The sequence below is a fragment of the Chloroflexota bacterium genome (assembly GCA_011322445.1).
In the GTDB taxonomy this organism is placed as follows: Bacteria; Chloroflexota; Anaerolineae; order Anaerolineales; family DRMV01; genus DRMV01.
The window spans coordinates 17400-33710 of the sequence record DRMV01000032.1 but is presented as its reverse complement, the minus strand read 5'-3'; the positions used below and the strand labels follow the sequence as shown (position 1 = coordinate 33710).

General features: G+C 64.6%; 14 protein-coding genes. 11 read left to right on the top strand and 3 right to left on the bottom strand.

The window, feature by feature from the left end; genetic code table 11:
- Positions 1 to 16: 16 nt before the first annotated feature.
- Genes ybeY through ENJ54_05570 form a run of 3 tightly spaced genes read right to left on the bottom strand, consistent with a single transcriptional unit; the run spans position 17 to position 3136 of the window.
- Positions 17 to 469: an rRNA maturation RNase YbeY gene (gene ybeY / locus ENJ54_05580; GenBank protein HFC09307.1), complete on the bottom strand. Its 453-nt coding sequence runs from the start codon at positions 467 to 469 to the stop codon at positions 17 to 19.
- Positions 444 to 2681, bottom strand: coding sequence for an HDIG domain-containing protein (locus ENJ54_05575; protein ID HFC09306.1), 2238 nt, complete (start codon positions 2679 to 2681; stop codon positions 444 to 446). The genes ybeY and ENJ54_05575 overlap by 26 nt, the downstream gene beginning before the upstream one ends.
- A 5-nt stretch (positions 2682 to 2686) precedes the next feature.
- Complete coding sequence (locus tag ENJ54_05570; GenBank protein ID HFC09305.1) at positions 2687 to 3136, bottom strand: GatB/YqeY domain-containing protein; 450 nt, start codon at positions 3134 to 3136, stop codon at positions 2687 to 2689.
- Between the two features lie 102 nt (positions 3137 to 3238).
- Between ENJ54_05570 and pdxS the strand changes: the two genes are divergently transcribed.
- The 11 genes from pdxS (at position 3239) to ENJ54_05515 (ending at position 16283) form a co-directional block, all read left to right on the top strand.
- Positions 3239 to 4126 (top strand): pyridoxal 5'-phosphate synthase lyase subunit PdxS, encoded by an 888-nt coding sequence (gene pdxS, locus ENJ54_05565; protein HFC09304.1) that lies wholly within the window; start codon positions 3239 to 3241, stop codon positions 4124 to 4126.
- Between the two features lie 39 nt (positions 4127 to 4165).
- Complete coding sequence (pdxT, locus tag ENJ54_05560) at positions 4166 to 4816, top strand: pyridoxal 5'-phosphate synthase glutaminase subunit PdxT (protein HFC09303.1); 651 nt, start codon at positions 4166 to 4168, stop codon at positions 4814 to 4816.
- Positions 4813 to 5730, top strand: coding sequence for a hypothetical protein (locus ENJ54_05555; protein HFC09302.1), 918 nt, complete (start codon positions 4813 to 4815; stop codon positions 5728 to 5730). The genes pdxT and ENJ54_05555 overlap by 4 nt, the downstream gene beginning before the upstream one ends.
- Before the next feature lie 7 nt (positions 5731 to 5737).
- Positions 5738 to 7330, top strand: a complete 1593-nt coding sequence (locus ENJ54_05550; GenBank protein ID HFC09301.1) for an AAA family ATPase — start codon at positions 5738 to 5740, stop codon at positions 7328 to 7330.
- Position 7331: 1 nt separating this feature from the next.
- Positions 7332 to 7967 carry a dTMP kinase gene (locus ENJ54_05545; GenBank protein ID HFC09300.1) on the top strand — a complete coding sequence of 212 codons (636 nt, stop codon included), beginning with the start codon at positions 7332 to 7334 and terminating at the stop codon, positions 7965 to 7967.
- A gap of 238 nt (positions 7968 to 8205) precedes the next feature.
- Positions 8206 to 8838 (top strand): hypothetical protein, encoded by a 633-nt coding sequence (locus ENJ54_05540; protein ID HFC09299.1) that lies wholly within the window; start codon positions 8206 to 8208, stop codon positions 8836 to 8838.
- A gap of 8 nt (positions 8839 to 8846) precedes the next feature.
- Positions 8847 to 10178: a glycoside hydrolase family 1 protein gene (locus ENJ54_05535; GenBank protein HFC09298.1), complete on the top strand. Its 1332-nt coding sequence runs from the start codon at positions 8847 to 8849 to the stop codon at positions 10176 to 10178.
- A gap of 50 nt (positions 10179 to 10228) precedes the next feature.
- Entirely contained in the window at positions 10229 to 11104 is an 876-nt protein-coding gene (locus ENJ54_05530; protein ID HFC09297.1) for a site-specific DNA-methyltransferase, read from the top strand.
- Positions 11079 to 11825 carry a cytosolic protein gene (locus ENJ54_05525; GenBank protein ID HFC09296.1) on the top strand — a complete coding sequence of 249 codons (747 nt, stop codon included), beginning with the start codon at positions 11079 to 11081 and terminating at the stop codon, positions 11823 to 11825. The genes ENJ54_05530 and ENJ54_05525 overlap by 26 nt, the downstream gene beginning before the upstream one ends.
- 28 nt (positions 11826 to 11853) lie before the next feature.
- The gene (locus ENJ54_05520) at positions 11854 to 14316 is read left to right on the top strand and encodes an ATP-binding protein (GenBank protein ID HFC09295.1); all 2463 of its coding nucleotides are present in this window, start codon (positions 11854 to 11856) and stop codon (positions 14314 to 14316) included.
- 89 nt (positions 14317 to 14405) lie between these two features.
- Positions 14406 to 16283 carry an FHA domain-containing protein gene (locus ENJ54_05515; protein HFC09294.1) on the top strand — a complete coding sequence of 626 codons (1878 nt, stop codon included), beginning with the start codon at positions 14406 to 14408 and terminating at the stop codon, positions 16281 to 16283.
- Positions 16284 to 16311: the final 28 nt, after the last annotated feature.

Below are 16311 nucleotides of genomic sequence, written 5' to 3'. Positions count from 1 at the left end.
AACGGGGCGGACAGGCTTAGGGTGGTGAGAGGGGGCAGCCCAGGCTTTCCAGGATGCGGCGTTGGGCTGCCCACATGCGGGCTTTTTCGTCGGGGTTGGCATGGTCGTGCCCCAGCAGGTGCAGCACGCCGTGGACGGTCAGCAGGCAAAGTTCCCAGGCGATGGGGTGGCCGCCGCGTGCGGCCTGCGCCGCCGCGCGAGGGTAAGCGATCACGATGTCGCCGAGGTAGAGCGCGCCCGTTTCGGGGTCGGTGCTGCCGTCTTCAAAAGAGAGGACGTCGGTCGGCGCGTCGATGCCGCGATAGCGCGCGTTCAGGCGGCGGACGGTTTCGTCGTCGGTAATGAGCAGGCTTAGCGCCGCGGGCGGGGCTTCCTGTTGCTGCAACGCTGCCACCGCGGCCCGGCGCAGCAGGTCGGCGTCCACGGCTTCCTGGTAGGGAGGCTCAATCGTCAGATGAATGGTGGGCATGGTCGTCGTTTTCCGGCGGAGGAGAAGCCTCGGCGTCTTCCGTTGCGGGGGGCTCAGGGTCGCCCGTGGCCAGCGCCCGCGCTTCGGAAGCAGGAATGGTCGCCTGGCCGCGGTTTTCCTGCAGTTGGGGGTATTGGATGCGGGGGTGGTAAACCCCTTGCAACGCGGCGACGAAGGTGTCTTCGATGGTTTTCAGGTCGTGCAGGGTAAGTTGGGTGTCGCTGAGTTGCCCTTCGCGGATGCGGGTGGTGATGGTGTCGTGCACCAGGCGGCGCAGTTCGTGTTTGTCGGGGGGATGCTCGGCACGGGCGCGCGCCTCGCAGCCGTCGGCCAGCATCACGAGGGCGGTTTCCTTGCTTTGGGGGCGCGGGCCGGGGTAGCGGAAATGTTCGATGTCTACCTTGTTGGCATCGCCGCCGGCCTCTTGCACCGCGCGGGCATACTGATAGCGGGTGATCAGCGTGCCGTGATGCTCGGCGATGAAATCTTGAATGCGGCGGGGCAGACGGTGTTCTTTCGCCAGCGCCAGCCCGTCGCTCACGTGGGCGATGATGATACGGGCGCTCTCTTCGGGCGAGAGGCGCTCGTGGGGGTTGGTGCTGCCGGGGGGCTGATTTTCAATGAAGAACTGGGGCCGCAGCACCTTGCCGATGTCGTGATACAACGCACCGACCCGCACCAGCAGCGCATCGGCGTGCACGGCCCGGGCGGCTTGTTCGGCCAGGTTGGCGACTTGCAGGCTGTGCTGGTAAGTGCCTGGCGCTTTTTGCAGCAGTTCTTGCAGCAAAGGTTGGTCGGGGCGGGAAAGTTCCAGCAGTTGGATGGGCGTAATCTGCCCGAGGGGCGGCGCAAGGAAGTAATGCAACACCAGGGCCAGGCTGGAAGCCAGCACGCCGTTGGTCGCCGCTGCCCCCAGCAAGGTGATCATGCCCGGCAGGTCGGTGGAAGGCGAGGCCAGGCGGGTGGCGAGCAGCACCGTGCCCCCTGTCAGGGCCATGCCCGCGCTGGCGAGGAAGAAGGTGCGCATGCGCTGCACCTGGCTGAGCAGCACCACGCCCGCAATGCCCAGAAAGGCGTGGTAGGTCATCAACTCAAAGCCGTGGGGCAGGTGATACAGCCCCAACGCCAGCAACGGCAGCAGAAATACCAGCGCGCTTTCGGCGTCGAACAGCAGGAACATCACCAGCGGGTAGGCGGCAAAGGGGTAGACGTAGGGCAGCACGATGTGCCCAGGGATGGTGATGCGCGCCCCCACCAGGAAGAGAATGCCCAGCCCCCCGGCAATCGTCAGCGCGGTGATGTTTTCGCCCAACATGGGGCGGCGCAGGCGGATGTAGGCCGCCAGCACCAGGAAAGCAATCAGCACCAGCAACAGCGGCGCGAGGATGGCTTGCCAGCGAGCCGTGCCTTGCAGCAGGCCGTATTCTTTCAGTGCTTCAATGTCTTCAGGGGTCAGGACCTGCCCGCGCTGGACGATGGTTTCGCCCCGTCGGAAGGCCCGCACCACGGGGGGCACGGCTTCCCGCGCCTTTTCGCGGGCCGCCTCGGTGAGCGAGGCGCTGTAAAGGCTGTTGGGGGCGAGAAAGGCTTCGACCAGCCGCTCGACCAGGTCGGCCTGGCGCTCGGGCATGGTGAGGGTGATGAACGCGGGGATGTTGCGGCGCGCTTCTTCCAACTGGTCTTCACGGATAGGCGCGCGCATCATGGTTTCCAGCACGCGTTGGGCTTCTTGCTGGATGTTTTGCCAGCGTTCGTCGTCGAGGGTGAGGAGGTAGCGTGCCTCGCTGGCAGAAAGGTGCAACCCCTGGATGGCCGCGAGGTCGGCAAGTTTTTGTTGCTGGGTGGCGTAAGGGTCGGCGCGCACCGCGGTAATGAAGGTCAGCGCGGCGCGCAGCCGTTCCAACTGGCGGCGTCCGATGCTGGCGTCGGGCGGAGCATAGACTTTGGAAACCGCCTGCGCGGCGGCCTCGCGGCGCTTTTCGGTGAGGACGGCGCTTTCGTAGGTGTGGCTGTAAGGGGCAAGGATGTCGCGCGGCGCGACTTCGCCCGCGTGCAGGGCGAGGTTGTCTTCGGCGGTGCTCAACCACATGATGCCTGCAACCGCGGCGAGCATCAGCAGCGCGAGCAGGGCGCGCCGCAGCCGCCACGCCTTGGCCGAGGGGTGGATGGAAGCGGAAGCAGGGGATGCCGTAGGGGGTGTCAGGCCGGACATAAAAATCAGGAGCCTTGCAGCAGGCGACGCACCACCTGGCTGGCTTCCTTGCCGGTGGCGCGGCCCTGCAGGCGCGGCATCAGCGCGGCCATCACCTTGCCCATCTCGCGGGGCGAGGTGGCACCCACTTCGGCGATGACCTCACGCGCCAGGGCTTCCAGTGCTTCGGGGGTGAGCGGCGGCGGGAGGAATTCCTGCAGCACCGCAGTTTCTGCTTCTGCGTCGGCAATCAGGTCGTCGCGGCCAGCGCGCCGGGCGCCTTCGATGGTTTCCCGACGGGCTTTGATTTCCTTTTGCAGTACGCCGAGCACCGCATTTTCGTCCAACTCGCCGCCGTGCTCCACTTCCGCGAGCTTGATCGCTGCCAACGCGAGGCGCAGCGTGCGCTTCTGCAGGTCATCTCGCTGGCGCATGGCCTCTTTCAAGGCCTCTTGAAGTTGCTGTTTGGTGTTCATGGCCTTCATTATACCGCAGGCGGTGGCCGAAACTCCCCGCCCTTGCCTTCCCGTGATAGAATAAACGCGCAGGATAGATTGGATGATTCTCGGAGGTTCAAAATGGAAGCCCAAACCGGTTCTTACAAAGTGAAAGTTGGCCTGGCGCAAATGCTCAAAGGCGGCGTGATTATGGATGTGGTGACGCCCGAACAGGCCAAAATTGCCGAAGACGCGGGCGCGGTGGCCGTGATGGCGCTGGAGCGCGTCCCTGCCGATATTCGGAAGCAGGGCGGCGTGGCGCGCATGAGCGACCCCGAACTCATTCTCAAAATCATGGATGCGGTCAGCATTCCGGTGATGGCGAAGGTGCGCATCGGGCATTTCGTGGAAGCCCAGATTCTGGAAGCCCTCGGCGTGGATTACATCGACGAATCCGAGGTGCTGACCCCCGCCGACGAAGAGCACCACATCGACAAGCACCAGTTCAAAGTGCCCTTCGTGTGCGGGGCGCGCAATCTGGGCGAAGCCCTGCGCCGCATTGCCGAAGGCGCGGCCATGATCCGCACCAAAGGCGAAGCAGGCACCGGCGACGTGGTGGAAGCCGTGCGGCACGCCCGGGCGGTGTTGGGTGAAATCCGCCGCTTGCAGACGATGGCCGACGAAGAACTCTACACCTACGCCAAGGAAATCGGCGCGCCGCTGGATCTGGTGCGCGAGGTGAAGGAACTCGGCCGCCTGCCGGTGGTCAACTTCGCCGCGGGCGGCATCGCGACGCCCGCCGACGCGGCCCTGATGATGCAACTCGGCATGGACGGCATCTTCGTGGGTTCCGGCATCTTCAAGTCGGAAGACCCGCCCAAGCGCGCCGCGGCCATTGTCAAGGCTGTGACCCACTACAACGACCCCGCCATCCTGGCCGAAGTGAGCAAGGGCCTGGGCGAGCCGATGCGCGGCCAACAGGCCGCCGACCTGCCCGCTGAAGCCCGCCTGGCCGGCCGCGGCTGGTAATTTACCCTCGCAGTTTGCTATTCGCCATTGCCTATGCCCATGCCTGCTCCGAACCTTCTTCCCCCTGAGAAAGTGCCGCCCCCGCGCACCGACTTCACCGTGGGCGTGCTCGCACTGCAAGGCTCGTTTTGGGAGCATGAAGTGGTGCTTCGCGAAATCGGCGTCGCCGTGCGCGAAGTGCGCCGCCCCGCCGACCTGGATGGGCTGGCGGGCCTCATCATCCCCGGCGGTGAATCGACCACCATTGGTAAACTGGCCGTGGCTTTTGACCTGCTGGAGCCGTTGCGGGCCTTTGGCCGCGACCACGCCATATGGGGCACGTGCGCGGGGGCGATTTTCCTCTCGAAGGATGCCCGCCGTGACCAGCCGCTCCTTGGTCTGATGGACATCACCGTGGAGCGCAATGCCTTTGGCCGTCAGGTCGCCAGTTTCGAGGTGGATATTCCGGTGCCTGCCCTCAAAGCCGTCGCCCCCGACGACGACCGCCCGTTCCATGCCATTTTCATCCGGGCGCCGCTCATCGAAACCGTCACCCCGCCCGCGGAGGTGCTGGCGACGTTGGAAGACGGCCGCATTGTAGCCGCCCGCCAAGGGCATCTGCTGGCTACGGCCTTTCACCCCGAACTGACCGACGACACCCGCTTTCACCGCTACTTCCTGCACCTGGCCGGATGGGAACCTGACCGGTGAGCACTTTGCCCCGCGCGTTGACCTGGCGCGACCTGCCGCTGTTGTATCGTTACCGCGAACAGGCGCTTTGCCTGGATAGCCGTCGCGCGGTCATTGGCGGCGCGGGGCTGGTAAGCGGCGCGTTGGTGGCATTGTTTTCCGCTGCCACGGGGATGGCGGTGGTGGCCGATGAAGCGGCCGAGGGGGCGCCGTTGGTAGGCCTGGCCGAATACAATCCCCAGGAAGGCATTGCACGCCTGCTCTACCTGGCCCCCAAAACCGCCCTCTCGCCTGAAACTGCGCTGACCCCGCTGGTGGAAGCCTTGCTGGCGCACCCCGCGCTGCGCGGCGCGCGCGCGTTGCTGGCCGACGCCCCCCAGCAGGCACCGTGGCTGCCCGCGTTGCGGCGGGCGAGCTTTCGAGTGTTTGCCCGGCAGCGGTTGTGGCAGATGCCCACAGAACATGCCGAAGCCCGCGCAGGCCGCTGGCGGTGGCCGCGTGCCGATGAGCGTTGGGCTGCCGACAGGCTTTACACCAACCTGACGCCGCCGCTGGTGCGGCATCTTTTGCCGCCGCCTGCCGCGGCTCCTACCGCGGTGGTGTATCTGGAGGACGGCGAGGTGCGGGGCGTCGCCCGCTGGGAAGCCGGCCCGCAGGGTATTTGGGTTGTTCCCTGGCTCGACCCCGACATTGCTGCCCCGTGCGAGGCCTTACGCGCGCTGGTGGCCTTCCTGCGCACGGGCGAAAAGCCCCTCTACATTGCCGTGCGCGAAGCCCAGGTGTGGCTGGAAGGCCCCCTCGAAAGGCTGGATGCCCGCCCCAGCGAGCCGCTGGCGTTGCTGGCGCGTTGGGCTGTGCAGCCCCAACCCGTGGCCGAGGCGGTGCCTGCGGCCGCGCAGCGGGAAGCGCCTCAGCCTACTCTGTTTGCCAAATGAGGGTCGTATGACCACCCGTAAAATCACCGACGATCTGCACGCCCTTTTGGCCGTGCTGCCCCCTGAAATTGCCCGCGCTGTCGAGAACGCCGACGACAGCGACAACCTCCTGGAAGTCATCCTCGACCTCGGGCGGGTGCCCACGGCGCGCTTTACCCACGGCGAAATCGTCTTGCGGGAAAGCGAAGTCACCCGTGAGGAGATTGACTACGTCGTGGCGCGGGTCGGTGCGTTCGATGAAGACAACCGCGCCGGCATCGAGCGCACCCTGCACCGCATCGCGGCCATCCGCAACCGCCGCGGCGATGTGGTGGGCCTGACCTGCCGCGTGGGGCGCGCGGTTTACGGCACGGTGGATATCATTCAAGACCTCATCGAGAGCGGCAAGAGTGTGCTCCTGCTGGGCCGCCCCGGTGTGGGCAAGACCACCCTGCTGCGGGAAGCCGCCCGCATCCTGGCTGAGAAAAAGCGCGTCGTCATTGTGGATACCTCCAACGAAATCGGCGGCGATGGCGATGTGCCTCACCCGGCCGTGGGGCGCGCCCGCCGGATGCAGGTGCCCATGCCCTCGTTGCAGCACGAGGTGATGATCGAGGCGGTGGAAAACCACAACCCCGAGGTCATCGTCATTGACGAAATCGGGCGTGAACTGGAAGCCCTGGCCGCGCGCACGATTGCCGAGCGCGGCGTGCAACTCATCGCCACCGCCCACGGCAACGCGCTGGAAAACCTGCTCCTCAACCCCACGCTTTCCGATTTGGTCGGCGGCATCGAATCGGTCACGCTTTCCGACGAGGAAGCCCGCCGCCGCGGCACCCAGAAAACCGTGCTGGAACGCCGCTCGCCGCCCACCTTCGACATCCTGGTGGAAATCCAGGACCGCGACCGCCTGCTGGTGCACAAAGATGTGGCTGAGGCGGTGGATGCCCTCCTGCGCGGGGCACCGCTGCGGGCGGAACTGCGTTCCCGTGACGCAGACGGCGAAATCCATATTGAGGAAATCACCCTCAAGCAAGAGAACAACCGCGACCGTCGCGGGCCGAAGCGCCGCGGTGTGCCTTCCTTTGCGGGGGGCGAGGAAATGGAAGAGGAAGCGCGCTACGCCCAGCCCGCGGCGCAGGGCGGGCGCGGCTTGCGGCCGATTCGCATTTACCCCCACGGCGTGGCCCGCAACCGGCTGCGCAAAGCCGCCCAATACTTGCATGTGCCCGCCCGCGTGGTGGATAACCTCGGCGATGCGCAGGTGCTGGTGACTTTGCGCTCCTACTATCGCAAGCGCCCGCGGGTCATCGTGGACGCCGAAAACCGCGGCCTCCCCATCCATGTGCTGCGCTCCAACACCGTCAAACAGATGGAGACCTTCCTGGAAAACCTCTTCCACCTGGAAGCCCGCGCCGACAGCATGACCATCGACCAGATCCTGGCCGAAACCCAGGCCGCCATTGAAGCCGTGCTGGAGGGCGCCGACTGGGTAGACCTTACCCCGGCGCCTGCCGACATCCGCCGCCTGCAACATCGCCTGGCCGAAGAGGCCCACCTGGCTTCCCGCTCCTACGGGCGCGAGCCTTTCCGCCGGGTGCGGATTACGCGGGAAGGGTAACATGGGGGGGCTGTTCATCACCTTTGAAGGGCCGGAAGGTAGCGGCAAGAGCACGCAGGCGCGCTTGCTGGCCGAATTTCTGGAACGCCAGGGTTACACCGTCGTGCTGACGCGCGAACCGGGGGGTACGCCCATCGGCGACCAGATTCGTCAGGTATTGCTCAACCGCACCAACCAGGCCATGCACCCCCGCACCGAGGTGCTGCTCTTCCAGGCCTCTCGCGCCCAGCATGTGGAAGAACTCATCTCCCCGGCGCTCAAAGCGGGCAAAATCGTGATTTGCGACCGCTATGCCGATTCCACTTTAGCCTATCAGGGCTATGGCCGCGGTGAGGATGTTGCCGAACTGCGCCGCCTGATTGACTATGCCACCGGCGGCCTGTGGCCCGACCTGACGCTGTGGCTTGACCTGCCGGTGGAAGCCGGGCTGGCGCGCATTGCACCGACGCGCCGCAACCGCCTCGATGCCGAAGCCCTGGCCTTCCACCGCCGGGTGCAGGCCGGGTATGCCCAACTGGCCGCTGCCGAGCCGCAACGCTGGGTGCGCATTCCTGCTCACCGCCCGCGGGAAGCCGTCCAGGCCGATGTGCGCGCCGCGGTGCTGAGACGGCTGACGCAGCCTTCCCCTGCGAAGTAGCCCCTGTTCAGCCTGCCTGCGATAAGCGCGCAGAAGCGCAAAGAAGGCCAGGACGCCAAGAGGTTAACGCCAAAGCGCGCAGAAGGCAAAAGGCGCAAAGAGCATTTCCGTGTTTTCTGTGCTAATCTGTGAAATCTGTAGTTCTCCCTTCCAAGGCTGAACAGTTCCCTTGCTTTGTTGAGGCTGTTCCCCCCGCGGTTCCCGTGGGTTCGCATTCCCCCTTGATTGTGAGGTGCTTATGACCGCCTCGCCGCAATTCGTCGGACGCGTGTTAGAGGCTTCCGCCACCGCTTCCCTGGTAGGCTGCCGGGTGCCGCAACTGCAGGAAAGCGGCCTGGCCTTCGGCGCGCTGGTGCGCGTCGCCGCGCCTGAACAAGACGCCGCGCCTGCCTCGGAGATTTTCGGCATCATCTCCGAAATCCGCCTGCCGGGCGACAACCTGGTGCGGCAGTTGACCATTGCCCCCGAAGTGCCCCCCAGCATCCACGCCGACCAGCACCAGCGCAACCTGCCGGTGGAAATCGGCGTGCTTTCGCTGGGCTACCGCACGGCCGAGGGACGCATTGTGCACCTGCTGCCGCCCCGCCCCCCGCTGACCCTGGCGAACCTCTACCTCTGCTCGCCCGCCGAAGTGCGCGAATTCACCCGCGCCGGGCGGCTGGGCTACTTCCGGCACATCCTGCGCGCCGCCGACGTGCCCGCCGATGAACTCCTGGCCGTTCACTTCCGCCAGGCGCGGCAGGCCCACGCCGAAACGGGCGACGACGCCGAATGGGTGGCCCAGGCCACCCGCCACCTGATCACCCTCTTGCGGGATGACTACGACCGCCTCACCAGCGTGCTGGACGCGCTGGGCGAAGTGGTCGCTTGAGGGCCGGGATGCGGGCGCGCTACGTTTTCCCGCCGGGCTTCTTGTGGGGCACGGCCACCGCCGCCCACCAGGTGGAGGGCGGCAACACCAACAACACCTGGCACGCCTGGGAGCAGGCCGGGCGGGTGCTGGAAGGCCACACCGCCGGGCGCGCCTGCGATTGGTGGAGCGGCAGGTGGCGAGAAGACTTTGACCGCGCCGCCGAAGCCGGGCAGAACGCCCACCGCCTTTCGGTGGAATGGAGCCGCATCCAGCCCGCCCCCGACCGCTGGGACGAAGACGCGCTGGAACATTACCGCCAGATGGTGCGCGGCCTGCGCGAGCGGGGGATGATGCCCTTCGTCACCCTGCATCATTTCACCGACCCGCTCTGGCTGGCTGAAATGGGCGGCTGGGAAAACCCCGAAGCCCCGCAGCACTTCGCCCGCTTTGTGGGCCGGGTGGTGGATGCCCTCAAAGCCTACGTGGCCGACTGGTGCACCATCAACGAGCCGAATGTCTATACGGCGCTGGGTTACGTCGAAGGCATTTTCCCGCCGGGCAAGCAAGATGTGCGTCTCGCGCTGCAGGTGGCCGAACATCTGGCGCTGGGGCACGCTGCGGCCTACGAAGTCATCCACCGCTTGCAGCCCGAGGCGCGGGTGGGGCTGGTGCTCTACTACCGCCCGATGACGCCCGCCCGCCCGTGGTTCCCGCCCGATGTGGCCGTGGCGCGCGCCCAGCACCGCTGGTTCAACCACTACTTTGCCTGGGCAGCCGGGCTGGGGCGGCGCTTGCTGCCCGTCGGCAGCCGCCGCGACCGCCGCCTGGGGCCTTCGCTGGATTTCTTCGGCCTGAACTACTACACTTCCGACAGGCTGGCCTTTGCCCCCCACCGGCCGGGTTATGCCCGCCGGGTCTTCCCCCCGGAAGCCCCCCTCAGCGAGCACGGCGACATCGCCCACGCCCCCCAGGGGATGTTCCAGGGCATCCGCTGGGCGCAGCGCTTCGGCGCGCCGGTCATCGTCACCGAAAACGGCGTGGAAGACGGCGAAGACACCCTGCGCCCGCGCTATCTGGCCGAACACATCCACCAGATGTGGCGTGCTTTGAACCTTTACGGAACGGTCAAAGGCTATTTCCACTGGACTTTGGTGGACAATTTTGAATGGGACCGCGGCTGGACGCGCCGCTTTGGCCTCTGGGCGCTGGAACGGGAAACCCAGCGCCGCACGCCGCGCCCCAGCGCCGACTTCTACGCCGCCATCTGCCGCGCCAACGCCCTGGACACCGACACCGTCGCCCGCTATGCGCCCCAGGCTTTGCCCGCCCTGCTGCCGGGCACCGCAGGGCCCCCATAGCCACGGCCGTGTTAAAATGGGGATAGGAGAACGCCTTTGTGAGGAAAACCATGCCTTTGTCAGGAATTATTGCCCGTCCTCTGCTCGGTGACTGCCGGGAAGTGCTGAAAACGCTTCCGGATGAGTCTATTGATTTAATTGTGACCTCTCCGCCTTATGCCGACCGGCGGAAACACACCTACGGCGGCGTGCATCCTGACCAGTATGTAGAATGGTTTTTGCCCATTAGCGCCGAATTGAAGCGCGTTTTGAAGCCCACGGGAACTTTCATTCTTAACATCAAAGAACGCGTGGTCAACGGTGAACGACACACCTATGTCTTGGAACTCATCCTCGCCTTGCGGGAACAGGGTTGGCTGTGGACGGAAGAGTTCATCTGGCACAAGAAGAATTCCTACCCTGGCAAGTGGCCAAACCGCTTTCGGGATGCCTGGGAACGCCTCCTGCAATTCAACAAACAGCGCCGTTTTCACATGTACCAGGAAGCCGTGATGGTGCCGGTAGGAGACTGGGCGCAAAAACGACTTCGCAACCTCAGCCCTACCGACAAAATCCGTGATGTCTCTCGTGTGGGGAGCGGTTTTGGCAAGCGTGTGGCCAACTGGGTAGGGCGGGAGAAAGTTTACCCCACCAACGTGCTACACCTTGCCACAGAAACCCGCAACCGCAACCACAGTGCCGTTTTCCCCGAAGCCTTGCCGGAGTTTTTCATTAAACTGTTCACGCGCGAAGGCGATTGGGTGCTGGACCCTTTCATGGGGTCGGGAACCACCCTGAGGGTGGCCTACCGCTTACGGCGCAATTCTATTGGCATTGACATCATGCCGGAATATTACGAGCAGGTCAAACGCACTTTAGCCGCTATGCAACCCTACCTGCTGGCTGAGGAGCCTGCCACTTATGACACCAAAACCTCTGAATCTTGAAAGTGTCCGAGATTATATTGCCGAGCACATCGGCACGTTCCACCAGCGTCGTTTGGAAAGCCTGGAACGGCTACGTTTGCACCAGATTTTGCGGCGGAAGAACCCCTATCTCTTTCGCGCCAAGAATATCCTTACCGCCGAGGCACTCATCCGAAGCATTCTGGATGCCCACCTCTCTTCACAGGAAGAGACACTTTTTGGTGAATTTCTGGAGGGCCTGGCGATTTTCGTGTGCCAGCAGACTTTTGGAGGGCACAAATCCACTGCTGAAGGCATTGATCTGGAATTCCAGCGCGAGGGCACTTACTACCTTGTCTCTATCAAATCCGGCCCTAACTGGGGTAACTCCAGCCAGATCCAGCGCATGAAACGCAACTTTCAGCAGGCCATCCGGCGCTTGCGGCAAAATGCAGGGGTAGGTACAGTCGTAGCCGTTAACGGCTGTGCTTATGGCCGTGACAACCATCCTGATAAGGGGGATTATCTCAAACTCTGTGGGCAACGGTTTTGGGAATTCATTTCCGGCAATGAGCGGCTCTATTTGGACATCATTGAACCGCTGGGGCACCAGGCCAAACAGCGCAATGCAGTTTTTCAACAAGCCTATGCTCAATTGATCAACCGGCTGACGCGAGACTTCCTTCAAGACTTCTGTCATGCCAATGGCCTGATTGACTGGGAAAAACTGGTCGCTTTCAACGCTGCAGCCAACGCCCGTTGATACTTCCCTTGCCCTCAAGGAGGCTCGCATGGCAACTTCCTTTGGTCGTGAACTCGCCCCTGCCGACCTCTACCGCGCCACTGACCCCGCCGCGCTGGGCGCAGAAAGCACCGCCGCTTTGCCGCCGCTGGAAGGCGTGGTCGGTCAGCCGCGCGCTTTCCGCGCCCTGGAGGTGGGCACCGCCGTGCGCGGTGAGGGGTTCAACATTTTCGTCCTCGGCCTGCCTTCCAGCGGGCGCACCACCCTCGTGCAAGATTACCTCGCCCGCAAGGCCGCCGATTTGCCTTCCCCCGACGACCTATGCTATGTCCACAACTTCGCTGCCCCCGACCACCCGCGCATGTTGCGCCTTCTGGCCGGCCAGGGCAGTCGCCTGCGCAGCGCCCTGGATACTTTCGTGACGACGGTGCGCCAGGAAATGCGCCGCGCTTTTTCCGCCGAGGCTTACCGTCGCGAGCGCGACCGCCTGGCTTCCCAATTGCAGAAAAAGCAGGAAGAAGCCCTCACCCAACTGCAAATCAAGGCTTCCAAACTCAACTTCGCCATCGTGCAGACGCCTTTTGGCCTCGCCCTGGTGCCCGCCGTGGAGGGCAAGCCCCTCTCGCCGGAAGAACTGGAAAAACTGGATGAGGAAAAGAAAGCCAAACTGGAGAAAATCCGCGAGACGCTGCAGGGCGAGGTGGAGAAAACCCTGGAGCACATCCGCAAGATGGAGCAGGAAGCCCGCGAGCGCCTGCAGGAACTCAACCGCCGCACCACCGAGTTCGTGGTCGGCCATCTGGTAGAAAAACTCAAAGCCGAGTTCCCCTACCCGCCCGTGGAGGCCTTCCTGGATGCCGTGCGGGAAGACATCATCGCCAACGCCCAGCGTTTTCTGAAGGATGACGAGAACGACGGCCCGGCCTGGGAAATGTGGGCGCGGCGCTACCGCGTCAACGTGGTGGTGGACAACGGCGAGCAGCAGGGCGCGCCGGTGGTGCTGGAAACCCACCCTTCGTACTACAACCTGCTGGGGCGCATCGAGCACGAAGTCATCATGGGCGCCACCCGCACCGACCACACCCTCATTCGCGCCGGCGCCCTGCACCGCGCCAACGGCGGCTTCCTGCTGCTGCCCATGTACGACCTGCTCGTGCACCCTTATGCCTGGGATGGCCTCAAGCGCGCCCTGCGGACCGGCAAAATCCGCATTCTGGAACTCGGCGCGCAGATGGGCTGGGTGAGCACCGTTACCCTCGACCCCGAACCCGTGCCCCTGCACCTCAAAGTGGTGCTCATCGGGACGCCGATGATGTATTACCTGCTGCGGGCTTACGATGAAGATTTCGGGCGGCTGTTCAAGGTGCGGGCGGAATTTGCCGATACCATGCCCCGCACCGAGGCCAGCGAGCGGGAATATGCCCTTTTCATCCGCACGGTGGTGGAACGGGAAGGGCTGCCGCACTTCCGCAGCGACGCGCTGGCGCGGGTCATTGAGCATGGGGCGCGCCTGGCCGAAGACCAGAGCAAACTTTCCACCCGCTTTGGCCAGGTGGTGGACCTGCTCCACGAAGCGGCTTACTGGGCTCAGCAGGCCGGGCACGAGCAGGTGACCGCCGAGGATGTTTCCCGCGCCATTCGCGAGCAAATTTACCGCGCCAACCTGCTGGAAGAGCGCATTCAGGAAGAAATTGCCCACGGCGTACTGTTGATTGACGTGGAAGGCAAGGCGGTGGGGCGCATCAATGCCCTTTCGGTCGTCATGTTGGGCGATTACGCCTTTGGCTACCCAACGCGGGTCAGCGCCACCGCCTACCCTTCGCGGGAAGGCGATGTCGTGGACATTGAACGCCGCGCCGAACTCGGCGGCCCGATTCACACCAAAGGCGTGCTCATTCTGGGCGGCTTCCTGGGCTGGCGCTATGGCCGCCGCCGCCCCCTCAACCTCCTGGCCCGGCTCACCTTTGAACAATCCTACGGCGGCGTGGAAGGCGACAGCGCCTCGGCTGCCGAACTGCTCGCGCTGCTCTCGGCCATCGCCCAGGTGCCCCTGCGCCAGGATCGCGCCATCACCGGCTCCATCAACCAGCACGGCCAGATTCAGGCCATCGGCGGCGTGAACGAGAAAATTGAAGGCTTTTTCGCCACCTGCCAGGCCAAAGGGCTGACCGGCGAGCAGGGCGTCATCATTCCCGAAGCCAATGTGCGCCACCTCATGCTGCGGGAAGAAGTCCGCCAGGCCGTAGCGGAAGGCCGTTTCCACATTTGGGCGGTGCGCACCGTGGACGAGGCCATCGCGCTGCTGACCGACATGCCCTCCGGCGAGCCCGATGAAGAAGGCAACTTCCCCGAAGGCACCTTCAACCGCGCCGTACAGGATGGGTTAGACGCCTTTGCCGAAGCCCTGAAGCGGGAAGACGGGGAGGAAGACGGCGACAGCGAGGAAGGGGAAGGCGAAAGCGAGGGCAGCAAGCCTTCCCGCCCGGCCGGGGACGGGGAAGGAAAAAAGTAAGTGCAGGGCGGGACGCCATCCCGCCCTACGGCGTTTTGGTGCCCCCGCGGATTTTCTGAAACTACCCCAATTCGTGCTAAAATGAGGCCATGCGCAAAATTTTCCTCTGGTTGGCCGTTGGGCTGATGGCCGCGGTGGCTGCAGCGCGGGTGTCCGCGGCGCAGCCACAAGCCTGGATTGCCGTCTTTGGCCTCGACACTGCCGATTTCCCGCGCGTGAGCGCCTGGGTTGAAGCCTGGGACGCGCAGGGGCAGTTCATTGCTCACATTCGCCCGGCCGACGTGCAGGTGAGCGAAGACGGCCACCCGCGCGCGTTGGCCGCGTGGCAAGAGCAGCAGCCTGGCGCCCAGGTGGTGATTGCGGTGGAAGCCGGGCGGGCCCTTGGGGTGCGCGATAACCTCGGCGTTAGCCGCTACCAATACATCTACAACCAGGTCCGCTCCTGGGCTGACCAGCCCCATGACGTCCCTTACGACCTCAGCCTGGTGACTTCCGATGGCACACAAACGGCTCACTTGGCCGATTTTCCCACCTTTGAGCAGGCGCTGGATGCTTACAAGCCCGACACCAAGCCCGAGGAAACCGGCCTCAAGGCGCTTTCCGCCGGTTTGAAACTGGCCGTGGACCCGACGCCGCACCCTGGCATGGGGCGCGCCCTGCTCTGGATTACGCCTCTGCCGAGCCAACAGGCGCTTAAGGATTTGCCGCAGTACCTTTCCCTCGCGCAGCAGTCGCGCGTGCGGGTGTATATCTGGTTGGTGGGGCCGCCGGAATTGCAGCAGAACCCCGAAGCCCAGCAGTTGGCCGAGTTCGCGAACAACACGCTGGGGCGGTTGTATTTCTTTTCCGGCGCTGAAACGTTGCCGCTGCTGAAGGACCTTTTTGCGCCCCTGACGCACATTTACCGCCTGACCTATATCAGCGAAGCCGTGCATGGCGAGAACCATACCCTGCGCCTGACCGTGCATACGCCGCAGGGCGAAACCCTCACCGCCAGGCCGGTGAACTTCCGGTTTGCTTTGAAGCCGCCGGAAGTGGCCTTGCTCGACCCACCGCAGGAAATCACCCGCGTGCTACCGGAAGGCGAGACCGACCCCGCGAAGCGCCGGCCCGCCTCGGTGACGGTGCGGGTGGGTGTCAGTTTCCCCGATGACCACCCCCGCAGCCTGCAGCGGGTGGCGCTGCTGGTTGATGGGAAGCCCGTTGACGTGCGCACCGAACCGCCCTATGACACGTTGAGATGGGACCTGACGGCATATCAACATGGCGGCGCCCACACCCTTCAGGCCGAAGTGGAAGATATGTACGGGCTGGTGGCCCGTAGCCAGCCGGTCACGGTGCAGATTTCGGTGCCGCAGCCTGCCACCACGCTGACGGTCACCCTGGCGGCGTATCGGCAACCGTTGACCATTGCCATTGTGGTGTTGGCCGGGTTGGTGTTGCTTTCAGTACTCTGGTGGGGTGGCCGACGGCGGCCGCGACGGGCAACGGTTCCCGCTGCAACACCTTCCCCTGCGGAGGCGCATGTTGCCCCGCACAGCCGGCCTCGCTGGTGGTCTTGGGTGCCTCGGCGTCAGGCCGCCACGCCTGTCCCCACAAGCGGGGCACTGGCTTATTTGGTGCCGTTGGCCTCGGCCGTGGCCGAGATGCCCGACTTGACGACCCTGCGCATTGAGGCCACGGAGGTGACGCTCGGCTCTGACCCCGCGCAGGCCGATGTGGTGGTGGCCGACCCGTCTGTCGAGCCACTGCACGCGCGGTTGTGGCGCACCGATGAAGGCGTGTTTTTCATTGCCGATCAGCGTTCGGCGGCGGGCACGTGGGTGAACTACGCACCGGTCTCGCCTGAGGGCGCGCGTGTGCAAGAAGGCGACCTGGTGCATCTGGGGCGGGTGGGTTTCCGTTTCCGCCTCAAGCCCGATGAACCGGTGCAGGTGCGCATTCACCCTACCTCGCTGAAAGCATAGCAAGATGCCCGCGATTTCGCAGTGTGCG